The organism is Agrobacterium sp. SORGH_AS_0745, assembly GCF_030818995.1.
Taxonomy (GTDB): domain Bacteria; phylum Pseudomonadota; class Alphaproteobacteria; order Rhizobiales; family Rhizobiaceae; genus Agrobacterium; species Agrobacterium tumefaciens.
Map to the genome: position 1 here is coordinate 723,962 of NZ_JAUTBI010000001.1, position 22,114 is coordinate 746,075.

The window sequence follows — 22,114 nt, forward strand, 5'->3', positions numbered from 1 at the left end:
ATCACGCCTCCTCCGTGCCCATATAGGCCGTACGCACGCGCGGATCGGCGGATACGGTGGCGTAATCGCCTTCCGCCAGAATTTCGCCCCGCTGCAGCACCGTGACCTGATGGCAGATATCCGCCACGACCTTCAGATTGTGTTCGACCATCAGCACCGCGCGCGTTTTGGCCACTTCGCGGATGAGATCGGCGACATGCGCGACATCCTCGCCCCCCATGCCCGCCATCGGCTCATCGAGAAGCAATACCTTCGGGTCGAGCGCAAGCGTCGTGGCGATTTCAAGAACGCGCTTGCGACCGTAGGAAAGATCGGCCGCAAGTGCATTTTTTTCCCGTGTCAGGCCAACCGTTGCGATCAACTCCTCGGCACGTGCATTGAGCCTGTCGAGTGAAGAGAGCGGCAGCCAGAATTGCGTTGAAAGGTTATTCGGCCGCTGCAACGCCACCCGAACGTTCTCAAGAACCGTCAGATGCGGAAACACCGCCGATATCTGGAAAGACCTGACGAGACCGAGCCGCGCCACCTTGTCCGGCGGCGTCTTTGTTATATCCGTTCCCATGAAGGTGATCGCCCCGCCTGTCGGCTGGAGAAACTTGGTCAACAGGTTGAAGACCGTGGTTTTGCCGGCGCCGTTCGGACCAATAAGTGCATGCACGCGGGCATGATGGACGTCGAGATCGACGTTTTTCACGGCCGCGAATGCGCCGAAGGTCTTGGAGAGACCGCGCGCCGAAAGCACGACGCGGGGTTCCGCCTGACCGGCAGGGGCGGGAGCGATCATCATGAAGTTCCCCCTTTTTACTGCGTTACCAGCGGGCAACCGCTTTTTGCGGGGTCCATGAAGGCTTCCTTGCCGGGGATCGTGGCAAGCACCTTGTAGTAGTCCCACGGCTGCTTGCTCTCATCCGGCTTCTTCACTTCCATCAGATACATGTCGTGGATCATGCGGCCATTGGCGGCCACATGGCCATCCTTCGAGAAGACGTCGTTGACAGGCATTTCCTTCATGGCCTTTGCCACGGCGTCAGCATCGTCGGTGCCGGCCTTATCGATGGCCTTCAGGTAATGCAGCACGGCGGAATAGGTACCAGCGTGGACCATGTTCGGCATGGCGCCGGTGCGTTCCTTGAACCGTTCGCCGAATTTGCGCGATTCATCGTCGCGGTCCCAATAGAACCCTTCCGTCAGCGTCAGGCCCTGAGCCGCTTCGAGACCGAGGCCGTGCACTTCGGCAAGCGTAAAGAGAAGGGCCGCCAGCCGCTGCCCGCCCGCAACGATACCGAATTCAGCGGCCTGCTTGATGGCGTTGGAGGTGTCGAGACCGGCATTGGCAAGGCCGATGACCTTCGCGCCTGATGACTGCGCCTGCAACAGGAAGGAGGAATAATCCGTAGAGGCCAGCGGATGGCGCACGGAACCCAGCACCTTGCCGCCATTGGCCTTGACGAAGTTGGACGTGTTTTCTTCCAGCGAATAACCGAAGGCGTAATCCGCAGTCAGAAAGAACCAGCTGTCGCCGCCCTGTTTCACCAGCGCACCGCCGGTGCCGACTGCCAGCGAATAGGTGTCGTAGGCCCAGTGGAAACCATAGGGGCTGCACTGCTTGCCCGTCAGTTCCGTGGTCGCAGCGCCCGTGTTGATGGTGATCTTCTTTTTGTCCTTCGAGAGAGCCTGCACGGCAAGGCCGACCGAGGAAGAGGTCAGTTCCATGATCGAATCGACCTGTTCGGTGTCGTACCACTGCCGGGCGATGTTGGAGGCGACATCCGCCTTGTTCTGGTGGTCAGCCGTTACCACTTCCACCGGCGCGCCCAGCACCTTGCCGCCAAAATCCTCGACCGCCATCTTCGCGGCCTCATAAGAGTATTTGCCGCCAAAATTGGCGTAGACGCCCGACTGGTCGTTCAAGATGCCGATCTTGACCTTGGCGTCCGAAATCTCGGCAGCGTAAGCGGCGGTGCCTGCCGCCAGTGCCATGGCCGTGGATAAAACGATACTCTTGCGCATGACTTCTCCTCCCAGAGATGATTGCGAGCCTCAGATAGGTCTGTGCAACGGTGAACGAAGGCGCATGGCGATCGTCCCACGGTGTTGCATCACAACGGTCGCGCCACCCTCCTCAAAGCAGCGCCTCCCTATGTAGACTTCTCGAATTCGGCCGTTGACACAAGAGCGGGGCATCATCAAATTGCGAACAGGAACTGTTCATTTTTGAACAGACCTCGCAATGGAGACCGAATTGGCCACGCCTTTTACCTGGGACGACCTGCAATATTTTCTGGCGGTGGCCCGCACCGGACAACTTTCATCGGCAGCGCGTAGCCTGCGCACCAGCCACGCCACCGTCTCCCGCCACATCGACCGGCTGGAATTCTCGCTTAAAACCAAGCTGTTCGAGCGAAATCCACGTGGTTACGAACTGACGACGGTCGGGCGGCGCCTGGTCGATACCGTCGAGCGCATCGAGGCGGAAGCGGAAAGATTGCAATCGGATATTTCCGAAAGCGGCAGCCTGCTGCGCGGCGTGGTCAGGCTCAGTGCGCCTGAAGGTTTTTCCCAACTTTTTCTTCGTGGAAAGGCTGAAAGACTTCGCCGTCACCCATCCGCACATCATGGTGGAGATGGTTACGATCCAGCAGATCATGGCATTGTCGAAGAAAGAAGCGGATGTGGCGGTCACACTCGATCCGCCGAAAGCAGGCCCCTACATCAACGAACAGATCGTCGATTACACGCTGCATATCTACGCATCGCGTTCCTATCTTGCCAGCCACCCGAAAATCACGCGGCGCGAAGATTTGCCCGATCATTTCTTTATCGGTTACGTGCAGGATCTGATCTTCTCGCCGGGCCTCGATTACATGCGCGACGTGATGCCCGGCCTCCGACCCAACTTCCAGTCATCAAGCATTTTTGCGCAGTTGACTGCAACGCTGAGCGGACGTGGCCTTTGCATATTGCCCAACTTCATCGCCGCACGCTTTCCGGACCTGCAGATGGTGCTGGCAGGTGAAGTGGAACTGCGGCGGGGTTACTGGCTGACAAGCCATCAGGACCTTGCCAATGTGCCGCGCGTGCGCTCGCTGATGGATTTCATTCTCACGACGGCGCGCGCCCACCAAAATCTCTTCATCCTCGACCGCAAGACGATCGCCTGAAACAACCGTCGTTCACATTTCGGCGACACCGTGTCTACGCGTGGCGGATTGGAGAATCCGCACTGCAGCCTATATGACTGACAACAACGATGCCGGCTCAAGTCAGCTGCATCCTAAACATTTGGAAGGTCATCATGAAAAAGATCGGATTTCTATCCTTCGGACACTGGACGCCCTCGCCCCAGTCGCAGACCCGCTCTGCTGCAGACACCCTGCTGCAATCGATAGACCTGGCCGTTGCTGCGGAAGAACTCGGCGCCGACGGCGCTTATTTCCGTGTCCACCACTTCGCCCGCCAGTTGGGATCACCTTTTCCGCTGCTTGCCGCCGTTGGCGCAAGAACGAAAAGTATCGAGATCGGCACCGGCGTCATCGACATGCGTTATGAGAACCCCTTTTACATGGTGGAGGATGCGAGTTCAGCCGATCTCATCGCCGGCGGACGCCTGCAACTCGGCATCAGTCGCGGTTCTCCCGAACAGGTGATCGACGGCTGGCGCTATTTCGGCTACCGCCCTGCCGAGGGCCAGACCGAGGAGGACATGGCGCGCCAGCACACCGAAGTCTTCCTCGAGCTTCTGAAGGGCGAAGGTTTCGCCGAGCCGAACCCTCGGCCGATGTTTCCCAACCCGCCCGGCCTGCTGCGGCTGGAGCCGCACTCCGAAGGGTTGCGCGAGCGCATCTGGTGGGGTTCCAGCTCCAATGCGACGGCGGTTTGGGCGGCAAAGCTTGGCATGAACCTTCAAAGCTCCACCCTGAAAACGGATGAGACCGGCGAACCCTTCCATGTGCAGCAGGCCGAACAGATCCGTGCTTACCGCGCCGCATGGAAAGAGGCTGGACACGCCCGCGAGCCTCGCGTGTCTGTCAGCCGCAGCATCTTCGCTCTCGTCAGCGATCGCGACCGATCCTATTTCGGTTACGGCAGCGAGGGTGACGACAAGATCGGTTACATCGACGACAAGACGCGCGCGATCTTCGGGCGCAGCTACGCCGCCGAACCGGAAGCATTGATCGAGCAGCTAAAAGCCGACGAAGCTATCGCCGAGGCCGACACACTGTTGCTGACCGTGCCGAACCAGCTGGGCGTCGACTACAACGCCCATGTTATCGAGACGATCCTCAAACAGGTGGCTCCTGCACTCGGCTGGCGCTAAGTCTGGCAAAACCTGCATCAAGCCCACACCGTCACCCCGGATTAGATTCTGGGTGACGGTGCGATCAAGTCTTCGATAGCGCACGATTCCTTTGACGACGCCGAAGCCCCGTGGCCGGATGCAATCCGGGCTGAACGCCTCTGTTTCATTTCACCGCTTTGCCGTAGCGGGCGATGCTTTCGGCCAAAGGCGTGGTGCTGGCGCCGGGATGCTCCGGGCGCTTGTAAACACCATCGCGAACATGGATCGGCTCTTCGAAATGGTCCTTGATCCACGGAATATATTCGAGGATGGTCGATGCCGGATGCCAGTAACTCAGATGCACATGCACCTGACTCATCTCACCGGCATGCGGAACGACAGGCAGGCGATTGGCGAGCGCGAGGTCAGCGACCTGGATATATTCGGTGATGCCGCCAAGCCGGGTTACATCCGGCTGGACATAGGCAACAGCGCCCGCGTCGATGAATGACCGGAACGCATCCACCGTATAAAGCTGCTCTCCGAGAGCGATGGGAATGGATGTGTTGCGTGCCAGCCGCGCGTGGCTGGTCACATCGTCGTACCAGAGCGGTTCTTCGAACCAATAGATATCCAGATCCTTTGCCGCCGCGCAGAAGCGCTGGCATGTCGGCAGATCCCACTTGCCGTTGCCATCGATAGCGATGCGTATCGCGGAGCCGAGACGCTTGCGCACCGCCGCGAGGCGTCCGATATCAATATTCGGATCATCGTGCCCGACCTTGATTTTCAGGCGGGTAAAACCTTCCTCTTCAACTGCCCTGGCGCTGCCCGCCAGCAGATTTTCGAGATTGAAGGAAAGCCAGCCTATATCGGTATTGTAAGCTTCGACCCCTGTGGTGTGCGCGCCGCCGAGGTATTGCCAGAGTGGAACGCCCGCCTTCTTCGCCTTCAGATCCCAGAGCGCCACATCGACCGCAGCCAGCGCCAGATGGGTGATGCCCGCGCGGCCGACCCATTGCAGGGACGGATAACGGGCAAGTTTTGTCCACAGCCGCGAATGTTCGGATGCATCCTCGCCGATCAGCAGAGGCGCATAGCAATCGCTGATGCAGGATGTGATCAACCGGTCGGACGGCAGATGCGCATGGGTGCCGGTGAAGCCGTATCCCTCAAGGCCGTCACTCGTCGTAATTTTTGCGCCGACGACGCCCCAATGGGTGATGCTGTGGGTGGAATCGGAAATGGATTCCGATGTCAGCGGCAGATGCAGGATGAAAGGTTCGACAGCGGTTATTTTCATGATCGGTCAATTCCTCGACGCTTGAGCAGCCTTTGGGGAGGAATAAACGGAAGTTCCGTTCTGATCGAAGCTCTACCGATCAACCAGTGGAATGTCGCCACGGCCCCGCGATCAATGACCGCAGGAGATGAAGCCTCAGGGGATTGCCCGGCCACCCTCCTCCAGCAGCCAGCTTCCGATGACGGATACAGCTAAAGCAAAATCGACCATTGTAAAATAAAAAATTTTTTATTTTTTATATTCTGTCATTGCCTGTCACTCGCGGTTAGGTGATGGTGTTGCCATGAACACACTGATCAAAGTCACGCTCGCCGACCAAGCGCATCAGGAACTGCGGGCGCGCATCGTCAGCGGCAGATTGCGCGGCGGCGAACGGCTGTTGCCCAACGAACTTGCCGCCGATCTCGGCATCAGCCCCACGCCGGTCAAGGAAGCATGCCTGAAACTCGAGGCAGACGGGCTGGTGGTCAATTCCTCAAGGCGCGGCATGGTGGTGCGCGATTTTACCGTGGAGGATGTGGAAGAACTCTACGCCGCCAGAATGCTGCTGGAAAAAGGCGCTGTGGAAGTGGCCTTCGATGCCGGGCAGCTGGACGAAGCCTTGCATGCGCAGCTTCTGGAAAGCCTTGCGAAACACCGTGAATTTGCCACGAGCGCGACGCTGGACGATCTCTCCAAAGCGCTGTTTCACGATCGCAGCTTCCACACGGCCCTTGTTTCGGCCGCGCGCATTCCGGTCATTTCCGGCACGCATGGGCGCATTCTCGACCAGACCCACACGGTTTTCGTATCGATCCTTGGCGACTACGCCCGCTCTGTCGAGGAACACCAGAACATTGCCGACGCCATAGCCGCCCGCAGCAAGGCCCAGATTATCGACGCCCTATGGCGCCATCTGGAGCGTAGCCGGCAGAATACGCTGCGGCAGGTGCGTCTGCTGAGAGAGGCCGGCGCCTGAGCGTACCCCCGCAATCTTTTGAAGTCCTGAAAAAACAACAGGCCGGAAATCCGGCCTGTTCCACTTATTCATCGGTCAATCGTCGATCTCAAGCAGTCGCAGCCTGCCGTGCCGCCTTGCGGCGCTCCACGCGGGCGCGGATGGCGTCTACATCCGTTACCGGAGTGGCGGCAAAAAGCTGGCGTGTATAGGCGTGCTTCGGATCGGCAAATAGTTCCTCGCGCGTGCCCTGCTCCACGGCTACACCCTTCGAGATAACCATGACGTCATCGGCGATATAGCGAACGACGGAAAGGTCGTGGCTGACGAAGACGTAGGTCAGCTCGAACTCTTCCTGGAGATCTCTCAGCAGGTTTAGCACCTGCGCCTGCACTGAAAGATCGAGTGCCGAGACAGGCTCGTCCAGCACCAGAAGTGCGGGGTTGAGCATCAGCGCCCGCGCAATCGCGATGCGCTGCCGTTGGCCGCCAGAAAACATGTGCGGATATCGGTTGAAGTGTTCGGGACCCAGTCCAACCTTCACGAGCATGGCTTCAGCCCGCTCACGACGCTCGGACGCCGGCATTTTGGTGTTGATGACAAGCGGCTCCATCAACACGTCGCCAACCTTCTGGCGCGGATTGAGGCTACCATAGGGGTTCTGGAACACCATCTGCACCTTGGAGCGCATGTCCGTGCCGGGACGGCGCTTTGCGATATCGACCGGCTGGCCGTCGATCTTCAGCTCGCCACCGGATGCCGGGTCGATCAGCGCGATGATGCGCGCAAGCGTCGATTTGCCGGAACCGGACTCGCCGACGATGGCGAGCGTCTTGCCGCGCTCGACGGCAAAATCGATGCCTTTCAGCGCCTGCACGGTCTTTGCTCCGCCGAACAGGCCGCCCGGAACGTGATAATGGCGGGTAATGCCCTTGCCTTCGACAACGATGCTCATTGAACGCCCTCCTTGCCGAAGAAGTCGGAAACCGTGGGCAGGCGGTCGCCGGTCGCATGTTCCGGCAGCGCGGAAAGCAATGCCTTGGTATAGGGATGTTGCGGGGCCTCAAACAGGCTCAGCACATCCGCTTCCTCCATCTTGCGGCCCTTATATTGCACGACCACGCGGTCTGCTGTTTCGGCCACGACACCCATGTCATGGGTGATGAGGATCAGCGCCATGCCGTATTCTTCCTGCAGATCCATCAACAGATCGAGGATCTGTTTCTGGATCGTCACGTCGAGCGCGGTGGTCGGCTCGTCGGCGATCAAGAGACGCGGTTTGGAAGCGATGGCGATGGCGATCATCACACGCTGGCATTGACCGCCGGACATCTGGTGCGGATAGGCATTGAGCTTGGTTTCCGGATCGGGAATACCGACGGACCGGAACAGCTCCAGTGCGCGTGCACGCGCCGCAGACCGGCCCATGCCGAGATTGAGGCGCAGCACCTCCTCGATCTGGAAACCGACCGTAAAGGACGGGTTGAGCGACGCAACTGGCTCCTGGAAGATCATGGTGATCTCACGGCCGATCAGCTTGCGGCGCTCCTGCGGCGACATGGCCAGCAGGTTTATACCATCGAAGATCATCTCGTCGGCGGTGATCGTCGCCGTATCGGGCAAAAGCCCCATGACGGCGAGCATGGATACCGACTTGCCGGAACCGGACTCGCCGACGATGGCCAGCACCTCATGCTTGTCCACGGAGACGTCGATGCCGTTGACGGCCGTGAACGCGCCGGTGGCGGTGGCGAACTTGACGGTGAGGTTCTTGATTTTCAGCAGGCTCATCGCTTAGCTCCGCTTCAGTTTGGGATCGAGCGCATCGCGCAGCCCGTCACCCATCAGGTTGATGGCGAGCACCGATACGAGAATCGTCAGGCCGGGAAGGGTAACGACCCACCAGGCGCGCAGGATGAACTCGCGGGCTTCGGCCAGCATCGTGCCCCATTCGGATGCGGGCGGCTGCGCGCCCATGCCGAGGAAGCCGAGAGCCGCCGCATCGAGAACGGCAGATGAGAAGGAGAGCGTCGCCTGCACGATCAAAGGTGCAAGGCAGTTCGGCAAAATCGTCTTGAACATCAGCCGGAAATTGCCGGCACCCGCCACACGGGCGGCGGTGACATATTCACGCCGAAGCTCGCTCATGACAGCTGCACGCGTCAGACGCGCGAAATGCGGCTGATAGACGATGGCAATCGCGATCATGGCGTTGGTCAACCCCGGACCCAGGATCGCAACCAGCACCAGTGCCAGAAGCAGCGATGGAAACGCCAGGATGACGTCCATCACGCGCATGATGACAGTGTCCACCCAGCCGCCGAAGAAGCCGGCGACGAGACCGATGACAATGCCGCCGACAAGGGCGATGGAAACAACGACGACGCCGATGAACAGCGAATATTGCGCGCCATAGATCAGTCGGGACAGCATGTCGCGGCCGACAGCGTCGGTGCCGAGCAGGAATGCGGTACGGCCTCCATCCTGCCAGACCGGCGGGACGAGCAACGCGTCTCTATATTGCTGGGTCGGGTCATGCGGGGCAATCACGGCTGCGAAAACCGCGATCAGAACCAGAAGAAGGAAGACGGCAAGGCCGACGACGGCGCCACGGTTCTGGCGGAAGTAGAACCAGAAATCGGCGATCATCCGGCGGCGGATGGCGGCGTCGGAAAGCCTGACGCCGGGAGCTGTGGTCACATCGCTCATTTGTGACGGATCCTTGGATTGATGAGGCCATAGGTGAGATCGACAAGCAGGTTGACGATCATCACCAGACCCGCGATCAGAAGCAGGCCGCTCTGCACGACCGGATAGTCGCGGCGCGAGATGGAATCGATCATCCACTTGCCGATGCCCGGCCAGGAGAAGATGGTTTCGGTCAGGATTGCACCCGCCATCAGCACACCGATCTGCAGGCCGATGGTGGTGATGACCGGGATCATGGCGTTGCGCAATGCGTGAACGCCGACGACACGGGACGGCGACATGCCCTTTGCACGCGCTGTCCGCACATAATCCTCACCGAGGACTTCGAGCATTTGCCGACCGTGTCTGGCGGGCAATAACTGCAAGCGGGATGGTGGCAAGCACCACCGAAGGCAGGATGAGATGTGACAGAGCCGAAGCGAAAGCACCCTTCTGCCCTGAAATCAGGCTGTCGATCAGCATGAAACCGGTGACGGAAGGGAAGAAATACATCAACGAGATACGGCCCGACACCGGTGTCCATTGCAGGATGCCGGAGAACATGATGATGAGCAGCAGGCCCCACCAGAAGATAGGCATGGAGAAGCCAACCAGCGCCGTCGTCATGGAGATCTGGTCGAACCACGAGCCACGGCGGATGGCGGCGATGACGCCGACCGGCACACCGATCAGTGTGGCGAGGATGATGGCGACGAGGCCAAGCTCGACTGTCGCGGGAAAGAGCGCCAGGAACTCGGTCAGAACGGGTTTCTTGGTGACCAGCGAATTGCCGAGATCACCCTGAAGCAGCCGCCCCAGAAAATGGAGATATTGCTGCCAGATAGGCTGGCTGAAGCCGAGCTGTTCGGCAAGTTGTGCATGCCGCTCGGGCGAAATGCCGCGCTCACCCGCCATCAACAGCACGGGATCGCCCGGCAGGACGCGAACGAAGGCAAAGGCAACGATGGTAATCCCGAGAAATGTCGGAACGAGATAGAGAAGTTTGCCGAAAATGAACCGGATCATGGTTTTTTCCTGAAAAGACGCGCGAAAGAACCTGAGTTCTTCCGCGCGTCCTGTTGTTTGGGATTACTCAGCGATATCGACGGATTCGAAGGTGAAGTCGCCAAGCGGGCTCATGGTGAAGCCGGAAACCTTGGCGGACATCGGAACGAACTGCGTGGAGTGCGCAAGCGTCGCCCACGGAGCCTGTTCCTTGAAGATCACCTGCGCCTGCTCATAAAGCTTTGTGCGCTCGGCAACGTCAGTGGTCTGCTTTGCCTTGGAAAGCAGTTCGGAGAACTCCTTATTGCACCACTGAGCACGGTTTGCACCGCCTTCGCCGGTTGCAGCGCAGGAAAGCAGAACGCCCATGAAGTTATCAGGGTCACCGTTGTCGCCGGTCCAGCCGAGGATGACGGCACCGTCGCGGTTCACTTCAGTCGACTTCTTGAGGTATTCACCCCATTCGAAGGAGACGATCTCGGCCTTGACGCCAACCTTCGCGAAATCCGACTGGATCAGCTCGGCGGTGCGGCGGGCATTCGGCATGTATGGACGCTGAACCGGCATCGCCCAGATCTTCATCGTCAGATCCTTGACGCCAGCGGCTTCGAGAGCCTTCTTGGCAGCTTCCGGATCGTAAGGATCGTCCTTGATGCTGTCGTTGTAGGACCACATCGTCGGCGGGATCGGGTTCTTGGCAACCGTGCCGGCACCCTGGAATACGGCGTCGATGATGGCCTGCTTGTTCATCGCCATGTTCAGCGCCTTGCGGACTTCCGGCTTGTCGAAAGGTGCAACAGTGGTGTTGTAGGCGAAGTAGGCAACGTTCAGGCCCGGCTGTTCATCGAGCTTGAGGTTGGAATCGGCACGAATGGTGGCGAGGTCGGCCGGGGCCGGATAAGGCATAAGGTGGCATTCGCCAGCCTTCAGCTTCTGCAGACGAACGGCAGCGTCCGGCGTGATCGCGAAGATCAGATCGTCGATCTTCGGAGCTTCGCCCCAGTAGTCGGCGTTCTTCTGGTAGCGGATGACCGCGTCCTTCTGATAGGCGACGAACTTGAACGGGCCGGTGCCGATCGGCAGGTTGTTGAAGTCTTCCTTGGTGCCGGCCTTATCAAGCGTATCAGCATATTCCTTCGAAACGATCGAAGCGAAAGGCATCGCGATATTGGCAAGGAACGGAGCTTCAGGACGGGTCAGCACGAACTTCACGGTGTAATCGTCAACCTTGACGATTTCCTTGATCAGCGACGGCATTTCCATGGAGTTGTAATATTCGTAGGTGATGCCTGCGATATACTGGTTCCACGGGTTCTTTGTGTCACCCTGGCGGTTGTAGCTGAAGATCACATCATCGGCGTTGAAATCGCGGCTTGGCGTGAACTTCTCGTTGGAGTGCCACTTTACGCCCTTGCGCAGGTGGAACGTGTATTCGAGGCCATCGCTCGAAACTTCCCACTTTTCGGCAAGGCCTGGCTCAACTTCGGTCGTGCCCTTCTTGAACTCGGTCAGACGGTTGTAGACCGGATGCGCGGAGGCATCGAAGGTGCCGCCGGCGGTGTAAGGCGAAGGATCGAAGCCTTCCGGAGATGCCTCGGAGCAATAAACGAAGGTCTTCGCCATGGCGGGCACGGCGGAAGCCATCGCAAGCGCAGAGGCTATAAGCAAACTGCGGGTCAGCGTTTTCATCTGGTGGTCCTTTCCCTCTTTTTCTGAGTTTATGCGACCCCGTTTTAAGGGGCCTACCTGTCCTGGTCAGCGACGACGCGGAGCCCCGTGTCGCCGTTCGGTCCTGTGCCTCCCGACCAATTACCCGGCGACCGGCTGGAACAGCCGGTCGAGGTTCTTTTCCGGCGGGCAGAACCAGCGTGGTCCCGCCTCCGTCATATAAGCTATATCCTCGAGACGGACGCCGCATTCCCCATAAACGCACAGCATCGGCTCGATGGAAAAGCACATTCCCGGCTGAAGTGCCGTGGCATTTCCTGCAACGATATAGGGTTCTTCGTGAATATCCAGCCCAAGCCCATGGCCGGTGCGATGCGGTAGACCCGGAACCTGATAATCCGGCCCAAAACCGGCCGCCTTCAGGCTGTCGCGCGCGGCCTTGTCCACGTCCGAGCAGGCAGCACCGACCCGGGCCGCGTCAAAGGCAGCAGCCTGCGCGTCCCGCTCGGCGTTCCAGAGAAAACGCTGCCGTTCCGTCGGCTGGCCGAACACATAGGTGCGGGTGATATCCGAACGATAGCCATGAAGGATGCCGCCGAGATCGACCAGCACCATGTCGCCGTCAACAAGCGTCTGCGCATAGGGCACGCCATGCGGATAAGCCGTCGCCTCGCCGAACTGAACCGCCACGAAAAGCGGCTTCATGCCAAGCGCAACATGTGCGGCGTTAACGAAGTCAGCCACTTCCGTGGTGGATATGCCGGGACGCAGCCCCTCGAACACGGCCTTCTGCACGCCGTAGCTCGCATCCATCGCCGCCTGGATGATGGCAATCTCGGCTGCGGATTTGACCTGCCGCTGTGCGACAATCATCGGCTGGGCGGAAATGATGCGGCCTTCCAGACGCTGCATCAGGGCCGATGCGAAAACGAAAGGAGTGGCAGGATCGATCGCGACAAGGTGGCCGGGACAGCCGAGCGCTTCGATGCGCTTTGCCATCAGGTCAAAAGGACTTTCATCCTCTTCCCAGACGGCAACTTCGCCCTCGATACGGATCATCGTCCGTAGTTTCGGCTCCTCAAATGCCGGACTGACATAGACCGGCTTGCCTTCTGCCGGCACCAGGGCGCCGTGAATGCGCTCCGAAAGACCAAGCGACAGGCCAGTATAATAGGTCAGCGACGATGATGCATCGAGCCAGACCGCCTTGATATTTTGCTGGATTAGCTGCGCTTGCAGGCCGCGCAACCGCAACCCGAGCTCGTCTTCAGCGATCGATGAAACCGCGATCGGCTGAAACCGCTTCAGCGCCTCTTGAAAGTCTGCCATTCTCTCCCCGCCGCTTTCAGGCGCACAGACACAAGCGTGTCGGCAACTCCCAAGCGTTCTTTTGCCAATGCTTAAACACAGGCCGGGGCCTAAGCAATGGGCCAGGACGATGCACCGCCACAAAACTGTGCATATTCATCTAGACATAACGAAATCGTGATCGACACGCGCCCGATTTCGACAATCATCGCCTTGACGGGAAAATCAGAAATCCCCCGAAAACTTAAGGGGAAAAGCGGGGTATCGGTCATCCGGGCGCAGACGGCGCGCAGAAACCTCACCGCAAGATGCATTGGAAAAAGAAGCCCAGAAAAGGAAAAAGCCTGCCGCGGGAGGAGGTGCGGCAGGCTTCAAACTTGATCGGTGATTGGGAGGAGGAGTACCACCGATCCGCATCGAGCGACACTGGGAGGAGGAGTGCGTCGCTTCGATGTTTTGAATATAGCGGTATCCGCGATTTTTAACAGAGCAAGCCTCGCAATGCAGCATTGCATTTTTGCATAGCTCGAAAATTCCTGCTTTGTTTTTTAGCACTCCCGCAGAAGACGTTGGAAATCAACTTTCCCGATGCACTTGAAAACCGGCAAAGGACTGGTTGACCGGCATGAGTTCGAGGCTGTTGATGTTGATATGTTTGGGCTGCGAGGCGACCCAATGGATCGTATTGGCGATATCCTCGGCCGTGATCGGATTGACGCCCTTGTAAAGATTGTCCGAGGCATCCTGATTGCCGCCGGTGCGAACAAGCGTGAATTCCGTTTCGCACATGCCCGGTTCGATCGAGGTGACGCGCACGCCCTTGCCATGCAGGTCGGAGCGCAGACCTAGCGAGAATTGCCGCAGGAAGGCTTTCGTTCCGGCATAGACATTGCCGCCCGCATAGGGCCAGTGCGCAGCTACCGAGGAAAGGTTGATGACAATGCCCTTGCGGTCGATCAACGTGGGCAAAAGATGGTGGGTGATGTTCAAAAGACCGGTGATGTTGGTGTTCACCATGGTCTGCCAGTCTTTCAGCGGCACCTGCGGTGCAGGTGCGGTGCCGAGCGCAAGCCCCGCATTGTTGACGAGAATATCGATGTCCCGGAAACCTTCCGGCAAAGCCGCAAGTGCCTTTTTAGTGGCATCTTCGTCGGTAACATCGAAGGCAGCGCCGTGAAAGGCGGAGCCGAGTTCTTGCGCCAGGGCCTCCAGCCGTTCCGCCCGCCGACCTGTGCCAATGACCTTCCAGCCTTCCTTGACGAAGCGCCGCGCCGTGGCCTGTCCGAAGCCGGACGTGGCGCCGGTGATGAGGATGGTACCGCTCATGATGATGTCTCCAGTAAATTCGTTCTGTCGGGATCAGTCTGTGTCAGTAATTTTTCAGCGGCGGCCGCCAGACAGCGCTTATACGCCTCGAGATCCGTATAAAGGGCCTCTGCCGTCGCGTTGCCAACGATGACGACGCCGCCACGCCGCAAAATTCCGCCGTGCAGCATGAGATTGTCGACCATGTCGAAATTCTCGATCGACAAACCGTCCGGGCCGCGATAGCGCCCTGTTTCATCGATTGCGGCAACACCGTTATATTGCGCCTTGATGCGGGTGAAGTGATTGGCCGCGACATTGGTGTAGGCGAAAACCGGCTTGCCCAGCGCGCACATGAACCCCAGTTCGTAGCTCGTTCCCGTATCGGCGGCGATGCCGCGAAACGGCGTGAGATTGGCGATGACCGCATCCGCTTCCAGCATCATCCGCTCGTCTATGGCATTGATGTTGCAGCCGTGGCCGATTTTCGTGTCCGCGGGCGGAATTTCCAAATCGCCCGGCGAAAGCGGCGTAAACCCGGCCTCGCGTGCAAGCGAGGCCTTGAGGTCGAGCATTTCACGGGCATTCGGGAGGAAGACCTCCGGCCCGGCGAGATAGATTTTCTTTGTCATAGGAAATTTCATACAATTTGGAGAAACAGGATTTCCGCAAACCTAACCCGGAGACTTTCGCAAACGCAAGTACCAAGGGGACATGCGCCAAGGCGCGTCGGAGCGACCTACAAAACGGTATCGTCAAACCTGTCTTTCCGTTATAGCCGGAGCAACGAACTGGACATTCCCGGAGCAAGACAATGGCAGCAACCATCCGTTATCACGAAGGCGATATTTCCGCCGCAGATGCCGCACGCTACCTTGGCGCCATCGCAATCGATACGGAAACACTGGGGCTGGTGCCACGCCGCGACCGTCTCTGTGTCGTTCAGCTTTCTCCTGGAGACGGTACGGCGGATGTCATCCGCATCGCCGCCGGCCAGAAGGAGGCTCCAAACCTCACCCATATGCTTGCAGACCCTGCCCGGCAGAAGATTTTTCACTATGGCCGTTTCGATATCGCCGTTCTGTTCCACACGTTCGGTGTGACGACGACGCCGGTTTTCTGCACCAAGATCGCCTCCCGCCTGACCCGCACCTATACCGACCGGCACGGGCTGAAGGACAATCTGAAGGAAATGCTTGAGGTCGACATCTCCAAGGCGCAGCAATCGTCCGACTGGGCAGCAGAAAAACTGTCACCCGCACAGCTCGAATATGCTGCATCCGATGTGCTGCATTTGCATGCGCTGCGCGACAAGCTGACACACCGCCTCGTGCGTGATGGTCGCCTCGATCATGCCGATGCCTGTTTCGCGTTTCTGCCGACCCGTGCCAAGCTCGATCTTCTGGGCTGGGACGAAACGGATATCTTCGCCCATAGCTGAGCGGTTTCACGCTTCGTTTAAGGACTGATTTACCGAAACTGCCTATTCTCGGCCGCAACTTTGGGTGGCCGGGGACTTCCAGATGATTACACCGTTGCAGCAGACGGCAAGCATTGCAGTCAGCGACCTCATGCGGTCGATGGTGGAAACCATTGAGGAACGCCATCGCGAAGAGCAGGAAAAAGCGAACGGTACCAAAAAAGACGAGACGATAAAGACCCAGCCGCAGCCGGACCAAAGCCATCGCGTTGCCAATGAAAAGATAAGCGCCTATCTGTTCGGCGCCATGAAGCCTGATGGCGATGCCTTCGCCTCGCTTGTCTCCCGTTTCTCGTCTGCGCTTGGCATCACCCAGGAAAACAATGAATCGAACGCCGCTTTCGCACAAAGGCTTCAGGACGCGCTGACCCTGACCGACGGCTTTGAAAAAACCGATGCGGCAGGAAAAGCCACGACGATTTCGCTGAAATCCTTCGGCGTTTCGGAAGCGCAGGTCGTGGAAGTCCTGAATAACGGCGTAACTGCCAAGACCGCGCCCATGGCAGCACTTGCCGCACGCATTGCCCAAAATGCCGGCCTGAGCGGCAAGGAAGAAGATTTCGGCGTGCAGATGTCGAAAGCAATCATTGGCAGTGCGCGCCACCGCACCCAAAAATGTCAATGATCTCGAAGAATCGACTGGCCTCAAGGAACTTGGTATTTCCGCGCAGCAGATGATCGCCGCAATCGCAAACCCATTTGGCGATGCGGCACGCGCCGTGAAGAATGCGCTGAACGATCAGGCGCAGGGCACCCAATTCATGACACGGGAAACCATGAAGGTCATCCAGCGCCTGGAAGACGTTGCCGATCCGAAAACCAAGGAAGAATTGCAGGCCGAACGCGGCAAAAACCGCATGGGCGAAATCAACGATGCCGAAGTTGCGGCGGAGCGGGAAGAGGATATCCAGACCCGAGACGCACAGGGCAAGCTGGAGGATGTGCAAAAACTTCAGGACGTCGTGAAGGAACACATAGACGCTGCCGCCGAAGAAAAAGCGCAAGGCACTGACGGGCAAGGCCCGGTCGATATTTCATCGGAAATCGCCCTTATCTCCGTGCTCGCGGCAACGCCATCAAGCGAAACGGCCCAGGCTGAAAATGACAACGAACCCGCAGAGACAGACGCCGCAACCAAGACGGAAGCCGATCAGAAAGACGACGCCGAAAAACTGCTTGATGTTCAGGCAGTCGTCGATAACGCCCGCAGCGCCATTTTGCCGATCTCGATAGACGACAATGGAATTTATGCACTGCTGAAGAAGAAGGCGGCATGATCTCGCCGCTACCGATAGTCACTTGAGCGAAACATGATGTGAGTTCAAACATGTCTCAAATTTCCGGCATATCCGGCAGCGCCGGCCTCGATGCCGAACCAAATGCGGCGCAAGCGCTGCTCTCCATCGCCGCTCCGCCGCTGGCGCCGAATGACGACAATTTCGTTGCCGCAAGCGAGGAAGACAACCTCATCGCCCCCGTGGAAAATCGCCCCGAGAGAGGTTTTCCCAAGGCAAGCTGGCTCGACGCGATGCCACCGGAAGCCTTTGAGGCAGCGGATAGCGAACCGGACCATATTTCATCGGTCAATTCCGACGATAACGGGCTTTACCGCATGTTCATCAGCGTCTCTCCCTGATTGCCATATCGACACGATTTTTATGGTTAGCGAATTCTTAATATCTACGGCCCAGACTCAGGGTTGATGATTCTGTGTGCATCGCGAAGAGCTGGCATTCCTGCCAGCGACGCACACGGCGCTCCCGCATGAGCGGGCGAGATGACACCTGTACATCACCGGCGCGGCAATCTTTCAACATAGGCCAAATGCGGATCAGAGAGCCAGGGACTGGCCCTTTCGCAGCCAGCGGCGGTAATCGATAGGAACGGAGCGCAGCATGTTACCGCCTGTACCGAAAATTCCGGCAGCCGATGCCGCCTATGGAGCCGCAGCCTCGCAGACGCAGCGCGGGGAGCCGAAGGAGGCCGTGCAGCCGCAGGCAAGCAATCTTGCTCCCGACAATGGCAGCAGTCTTTTCGCCAAAGCCGCAGTCACCTCTCTCGCCAGCGAATATCAGCTTTCCCGCAGCACCGCCGTTCTGGCGGAGGCGCTTGGCAAGCTGATGAACCTCCCAAGGCGCGACGGCGAAGCCATTCAAACCTATGTGATGCGTCTGACGGATGCGCTGCGCGCCCTGCCCGCACCGCAGCGCCTGGCGCTGGAACAACAGGTCAGCAAAGTCCTGCAGGGGTTGAGCCTTTCGATGCTCGCAGAAATCCTGAAACAGCCAACCGGGCCGGATGCCGCAAGGCTTGCGCTGCTGATCGAACTTTCCCGCTACAAGGGAACGGATCTTGCGGCGAAGGCGGTGGTGTCCTCTTATCAGCAGAACAATTCGGCCAATCCGGTGACCGCGCAGCCAGTGCAAGCGAGACAGCAGAACGGCCCGAGCCAGAGTGCTGACGGCCGCCCAAACCCGGCAACGACCACCACAACAACAGCACAACCGGCAACCGCCGCCGCGCCCGGCCGGCTGTTGCCTATGCTCATCGGCCCGCTTGCCCAAAGCGCCGCCGCAATAAAAGCCATGGTTGCGGCGCAGGCAGCGCCGCAAGGCCCGCAGGCCAATCTTCCCGCCCCACCTGCCGACATGTCCGACTCTCCGCACGATTCGGCAAAACCGGAAGGGAAAGCCGCCGAAAGCACCGTACGCTCGCCTCAGCCGCAAACGGGCAGCACAACAAAAGAAGCTTCGACAGATGCCCGCCCGGCAAATCCGCCACGGGCTGAGAACGCCGAGATGCGCCCTGCACTTCAGCATCGGGACACGATGAAGCTGGAGCCGAGGGAAATCCGCACTACCTTGAACCCGCCATCCGGACAGTCCACGGCTGGCGCCAAGGATATGGAAAACCTGCTCCTTGCTGCAGTGGCCGGCAAACTTCCCGCCAAGGCCACCACCGCTGCCCAGCTTTCCGCCACGCCACCGGGCGCCGTACCGCAACCACTCGAAGAGCAGCCTGCCGAAAAAACTGCCCTCGCAGCGCCCATCCACCCGACCGGGGAGGAAACGGAGACGATTACCAACCGGCCAGAAGCCCAGCCCATGCCCCGCGCCGCTCTCGACCCGGAAGCAAGAATGGCGATGCTGGAACAAACGGCCTCGCAATCGCTGATCGCTGCAGCTCTGGCAAAAGACGGCACGCCGTTACCGCTCGTCGCATACCCACCGGCGGAAGAGGACCACGAATCGGAAACGCCGCATCGCGGCCGTGGTCCATTTTCCGAGGATGAAGCGAATGGCGAGGCGGAGGGCGAAAATCCCGACGGTCAAGACGAGATGGAAGAGCGGGTGGCCGCCAATGACGAGATTGGGGATGGGGAAAATCCGCGGACAGCGGCTTTCGACGACAGTGCGGAAAATTATTACCTCAAGATGAGTGGCATGCACTGAATTCCGCGCCGCCCATTGGCCTGTGCCACGAACACTGTAGCCAACAAAAAACCCGCCGGAAAATTCCGGCGGGTTCTTTATATCAAACGATCTCTAGCGATTATTCGCTGCGGTTCTTCAGAGCCGCACCGAGGATGTCGCCGAGCGAAGCGCCAGAGTCGGACGAACCGAACTGTGCGACGGCTTCCTTCTCTTCAGCGATTTCCAGAGCCTTGATCGAAAGCATGACCTTGCGGTCCTTCTTCGAGAAGTTGACGACGCGAGCGTCGAAAACCTGGCCAACTGCGAAACGCTCCGGACGCTGATCGTCACGATCGCGTGCGAGGTCGTTGCGGCGGATGAAGGAGGTGATGTCCTCGTGGTTGACGAGCTTCACTTCCACGCCACCGTCGTTAACGGCGATGACTTCGCACGAAACGACTGCGTTCTTGCGCAGGTCGCCGGACGTTGCGGCTTCACCGACAGCATCCTTGCCGAGCTGCTTGATGCCGAGCGAGATGCGTTCCTTCTCGACGTCAACATCGAGAACGACGGCCTTGACCACGTCACCCTTGTTGAACTCTTCGATGACCTGTTCGCCCGGACGGTTCCAGTCGAGATCCGACAGGTGAACCATGCCGTCGACATCGCCTTCGAGGCCGATGAACAGGCCGAATTCGGTCTTGTTCTTGACTTCGCCTTCGACTTCAGTGCCGGCCGGATGGCTGAAGGCAAATGCCTGCCACGGGTTTTCCAGCGTCTGCTTGAGGCCGAGCGAGATACGGCGCTTGGACGGATCGACTTCGAGAACGACAACGTCAACTTCCTGGCTCGTGGACAGGATCTTGCCGGGATGTACGTTCTTCTTGGTCCAGGACATTTCGGAAATGTGGATCAGGCCTTCGATGCCCGGCTCCAGCTCTACGAATGCACCGTAGTCGGTGATGTTCGTGACCGTACCGGAGATCTTCTTGCCAACCGGGTACTTGGCGGAGATGCCATCCCACGGATCGGACTCGAGCTGCTTCATGCCGAGCGAGATACGGTGGGTTTCCTGGTTGATGCGGATGATCTGAACCTTGACCTGCTGGCCAATGTTGAGGATTTCCGAAGGATGGTTGACGCGGCGCCATGCCATGTCGGTAACGTGCAGCAGGCCGTCGATGCCGCCGAGGTCAACGAACGCACCGTAATCGGTGATGTTCTTGACGACGCCGTCAACAACCTGGCCTTCTTCGAGGTTCTGAACGATTTCAGAACGCTGCTCGGCGCGGGACTCTTCGAGAACCGTGCGGCGCGAGACAACGATGTTGCCGCGACGCTTGTCCATCTTGAGGATTTCGAAGGGCTGCGGGTTGTGCATCAGCGGGGTAACGTCGCGGATCGGACGGATGTCGACCTGCGAACGCGGAAGGAAGGCAACGGCGCCGTCCAGATCGACGGTGAAACCACCCTTGACCTGGTTGAAGATAACGCCTTCGACGCGCTCGCCAGCTTCGAACTTGGCTTCGAGCTTGACCCAGCTTTCTTCGCGGCGAGCCTTCTCGCGCGACAGAACGGCTTCGCCGAGTGCGTTTTCGATGCGCTCGACGTAAACTTCGACTTCGTCGCCGACCTTCAGCGTGCCGTCCTTGGACTTCGCGCCGAATTCCTTCAACGGTACGCGGCCTTCAACCTTGAGGCCAACGTCGACGATGGCAACGTCCTTCTCGATTGCCGTCACGATACCCTTGGCAACATAGCCTTCGGCAAGATCGTTAGAGGCAAAGGATTCTTCGAGAAGCGCTGCGAAATCTTCGCGCGTGGGGGTAGATACTGACATGAAATCTCCTGATTGCATCCGCGCGAGAGCGAATACAAAAGCGCCGGTGGGCTAGCGTTGTTGATACCCGAACCCATGCCCGCCTTTTCAAAAGGCTTCCCGGCGCAAGGACATGTCTTCAGGCAATTCCGGACTAAACGCGGACCGATTCAAGCGGTTCCGCGAAAAACCTGTTTCTTCAGGGCGGCGTCGATAATCATCCGCGCGGCCTGAAACGCCGCCTCTATACTCATTTCCGACGTATCTAGCAAGTGCGCGTCTTCAGCCGGTTTCAACGGGCTGTCGGCTCGGCCCATGTCGCGCTCGTCGCGTTTCTTCACCTCGGCGAAAATGGCGTCGTAGTCTGCAACGCTGCCGTTGGCGACAATTTCATCATAACGCCTGCGCGCCCGCACGTCCGGCGAAGCGGTGACGTAGAGTTTCACCGGCGCATCAGGGCACACCACCGTGCCGATGTCGCGGCCATCCAGAACCGTGCCCGGTTCCTTTGCCGCAAACCGCTGCTGCGCTGTCACGAGCGCGCGCCTCACCGGCGTCATCACCGCAATCCTGGACGCCGCCTCGCCGATATCGTGCCTTGAAAGCACCGCGCGGTCGAGGCCGGCAAGGTCGAGTTGCAGCGCCACCTTTTCAGCGACTTTCTCGTCATCGAGCGACAGGCCGGCGTCAAGAAGTGCCTTGGCCGTGGCTCTGTAGGTCAGCCCGGTGTCGAGATGATGGAAACCATAGGTCTCCGCAATCTTGCGTGACAAGGTCCCTTTGCCCGCCGCAGCTGGCCCATCTATGGCAATCGTAAAGGTCATGAAGCTTTCTGCCTGTGCGTCCATCATTAATACAGTAGAGTGCGTCGGCCTCCAATCTTTATGAGCAGCCTGACATACAAGTCGC

The 22,114-nt window shown here is 58.9% G+C and carries 17 protein-coding genes and 3 pseudogenes; 7 read left to right on the top strand and 13 right to left on the bottom strand.

The annotated features are described in order from the left end of the window. Nucleotide 1: 1 nt before the first annotated feature. Together QE432_RS03200 and QE432_RS03205 are read right to left on the bottom strand one after the other, a co-directional pair. Nucleotides 2-787: an ABC transporter ATP-binding protein gene (locus QE432_RS03200; protein ID WP_025595206.1), complete on the bottom strand. Its 786-nt coding sequence runs from the start codon at nt 785-787 to the stop codon at nt 2-4. A 14-nt stretch (nt 788-801) separates the two neighbouring features. After that, nucleotides 802-2,010, bottom strand: coding sequence for an ABC transporter substrate-binding protein (locus QE432_RS03205; RefSeq protein WP_004431951.1), 1,209 nt, complete (start codon nt 2,008-2,010; stop codon nt 802-804). A 220-nt stretch (nt 2,011-2,230) separates the two neighbouring features. On the opposite strand from QE432_RS03205, the pseudogene QE432_RS03210 reads away from it, so the two are divergent. Both QE432_RS03210 and QE432_RS03215 read left to right on the top strand, forming a co-directional pair. Next, nucleotides 2,231-3,161: pseudogene (locus QE432_RS03210) on the top strand (LysR family transcriptional regulator). A gap of 134 nt (nt 3,162-3,295) precedes the next feature. Continuing rightward, complete coding sequence (locus QE432_RS03215) at nt 3,296-4,318, top strand: LLM class flavin-dependent oxidoreductase (protein ID WP_004431948.1); 1,023 nt, start codon at nt 3,296-3,298, stop codon at nt 4,316-4,318. 145 nt (nt 4,319-4,463) lie between these two features. Here QE432_RS03215 and QE432_RS03220 read toward each other — a convergent pair whose 3' ends face one another. Beyond that, nucleotides 4,464-5,582 (bottom strand): mandelate racemase/muconate lactonizing enzyme family protein, encoded by a 1,119-nt coding sequence (locus QE432_RS03220; protein WP_004431946.1) that lies wholly within the window; start codon nt 5,580-5,582, stop codon nt 4,464-4,466. A gap of 283 nt (nt 5,583-5,865) precedes the next feature. On the opposite strand from QE432_RS03220, the gene QE432_RS03225 reads away from it, so the two are divergent. Beyond that, nucleotides 5,866-6,540, top strand: coding sequence for a GntR family transcriptional regulator (locus QE432_RS03225; protein ID WP_004431944.1), 675 nt, complete (start codon nt 5,866-5,868; stop codon nt 6,538-6,540). Between the two features lie 88 nt (nt 6,541-6,628). Here QE432_RS03225 and QE432_RS03230 read toward each other — a convergent pair whose 3' ends face one another. The 8 genes and pseudogenes from QE432_RS03230 to QE432_RS03265 all read right to left on the bottom strand — a co-directional run bounded on the left by QE432_RS03230 (nt 6,629) and on the right by QE432_RS03265 (nt 15,125). Continuing rightward, on the bottom strand, nt 6,629-7,474 hold the full coding sequence (locus QE432_RS03230) for an ATP-binding cassette domain-containing protein (protein WP_004431943.1): 846 nt from the start codon (nt 7,472-7,474) through the stop codon (nt 6,629-6,631). Next, nucleotides 7,471-8,310 carry an ABC transporter ATP-binding protein gene (locus QE432_RS03235; RefSeq protein WP_004431942.1) on the bottom strand — a complete coding sequence of 280 codons (840 nt, stop codon included), beginning with the start codon at nt 8,308-8,310 and terminating at the stop codon, nt 7,471-7,473. Before QE432_RS03235 ends, QE432_RS03230 begins: the two co-directional genes overlap by 4 nt. A 3-nt stretch (nt 8,311-8,313) precedes the next feature. Further along, a complete protein-coding gene (locus tag QE432_RS03240) occupies nt 8,314-9,228 on the bottom strand; it encodes an ABC transporter permease subunit (RefSeq protein ID WP_004431940.1) in 915 nt (304 codons plus the stop codon). Next, nucleotides 9,225-10,233, bottom strand: a pseudogene (locus tag QE432_RS03245) (ABC transporter permease subunit). The gene QE432_RS03240 and the pseudogene QE432_RS03245 overlap by 4 nt, the downstream one beginning before the upstream one ends. 63 nt (nt 10,234-10,296) lie before the next feature. Beyond that, nucleotides 10,297-11,901 carry an ABC transporter substrate-binding protein gene (locus tag QE432_RS03250; RefSeq protein WP_004431933.1) on the bottom strand — a complete coding sequence of 535 codons (1,605 nt, stop codon included), beginning with the start codon at nt 11,899-11,901 and terminating at the stop codon, nt 10,297-10,299. A gap of 120 nt (nt 11,902-12,021) precedes the next feature. Beyond that, a complete protein-coding gene (locus QE432_RS03255) occupies nt 12,022-13,209 on the bottom strand; it encodes a M24 family metallopeptidase (protein ID WP_038494675.1) in 1,188 nt (395 codons plus the stop codon). A gap of 555 nt (nt 13,210-13,764) precedes the next feature. Then, nucleotides 13,765-14,514 (bottom strand): SDR family oxidoreductase, encoded by a 750-nt coding sequence (locus tag QE432_RS03260; RefSeq protein WP_004431929.1) that lies wholly within the window; start codon nt 14,512-14,514, stop codon nt 13,765-13,767. After that, entirely contained in the window at nt 14,511-15,125 is a 615-nt protein-coding gene (locus QE432_RS03265) for a nucleoside 2-deoxyribosyltransferase (protein ID WP_025595211.1), read from the bottom strand. The genes QE432_RS03260 and QE432_RS03265 overlap by 4 nt, the downstream gene beginning before the upstream one ends. A 182-nt stretch (nt 15,126-15,307) precedes the next feature. On the opposite strand from QE432_RS03265, the gene QE432_RS03270 reads away from it, so the two are divergent. The 4 genes and pseudogenes from QE432_RS03270 to QE432_RS03285 all read left to right on the top strand — a co-directional run bounded on the left by QE432_RS03270 (nt 15,308) and on the right by QE432_RS03285 (nt 19,425). Beyond that, complete coding sequence (locus QE432_RS03270) at nt 15,308-15,934, top strand: ribonuclease D (protein WP_004431923.1); 627 nt, start codon at nt 15,308-15,310, stop codon at nt 15,932-15,934. Nucleotides 15,935-16,016: 82 nt separating this feature from the next. Then, nucleotides 16,017-17,250: pseudogene (locus QE432_RS03275) on the top strand (hypothetical protein). 50 nt (nt 17,251-17,300) lie between these two features. Beyond that, complete coding sequence (locus QE432_RS03280; RefSeq protein ID WP_004431913.1) at nt 17,301-17,609, top strand: hypothetical protein; 309 nt, start codon at nt 17,301-17,303, stop codon at nt 17,607-17,609. Nucleotides 17,610-17,868: 259 nt separating this feature from the next. Then, complete coding sequence (locus QE432_RS03285) at nt 17,869-19,425, top strand: hypothetical protein (RefSeq protein WP_035199937.1); 1,557 nt, start codon at nt 17,869-17,871, stop codon at nt 19,423-19,425. A 100-nt stretch (nt 19,426-19,525) separates the two neighbouring features. Here the strand turns inward: QE432_RS03285 and rpsA are convergent, their stop codons facing one another. Then, nucleotides 19,526-21,226 (bottom strand): 30S ribosomal protein S1, encoded by a 1,701-nt coding sequence (rpsA, locus tag QE432_RS03290; protein WP_004431908.1) that lies wholly within the window; start codon nt 21,224-21,226, stop codon nt 19,526-19,528. Nucleotides 21,227-21,375: 149 nt separating this feature from the next. Beyond that, the gene (cmk, locus tag QE432_RS03295; protein ID WP_004431904.1) at nt 21,376-22,056 is read right to left on the bottom strand and encodes a (d)CMP kinase; all 681 of its coding nucleotides are present in this window, start codon (nt 22,054-22,056) and stop codon (nt 21,376-21,378) included. Nucleotides 22,057-22,114: the final 58 nt, after the last annotated feature.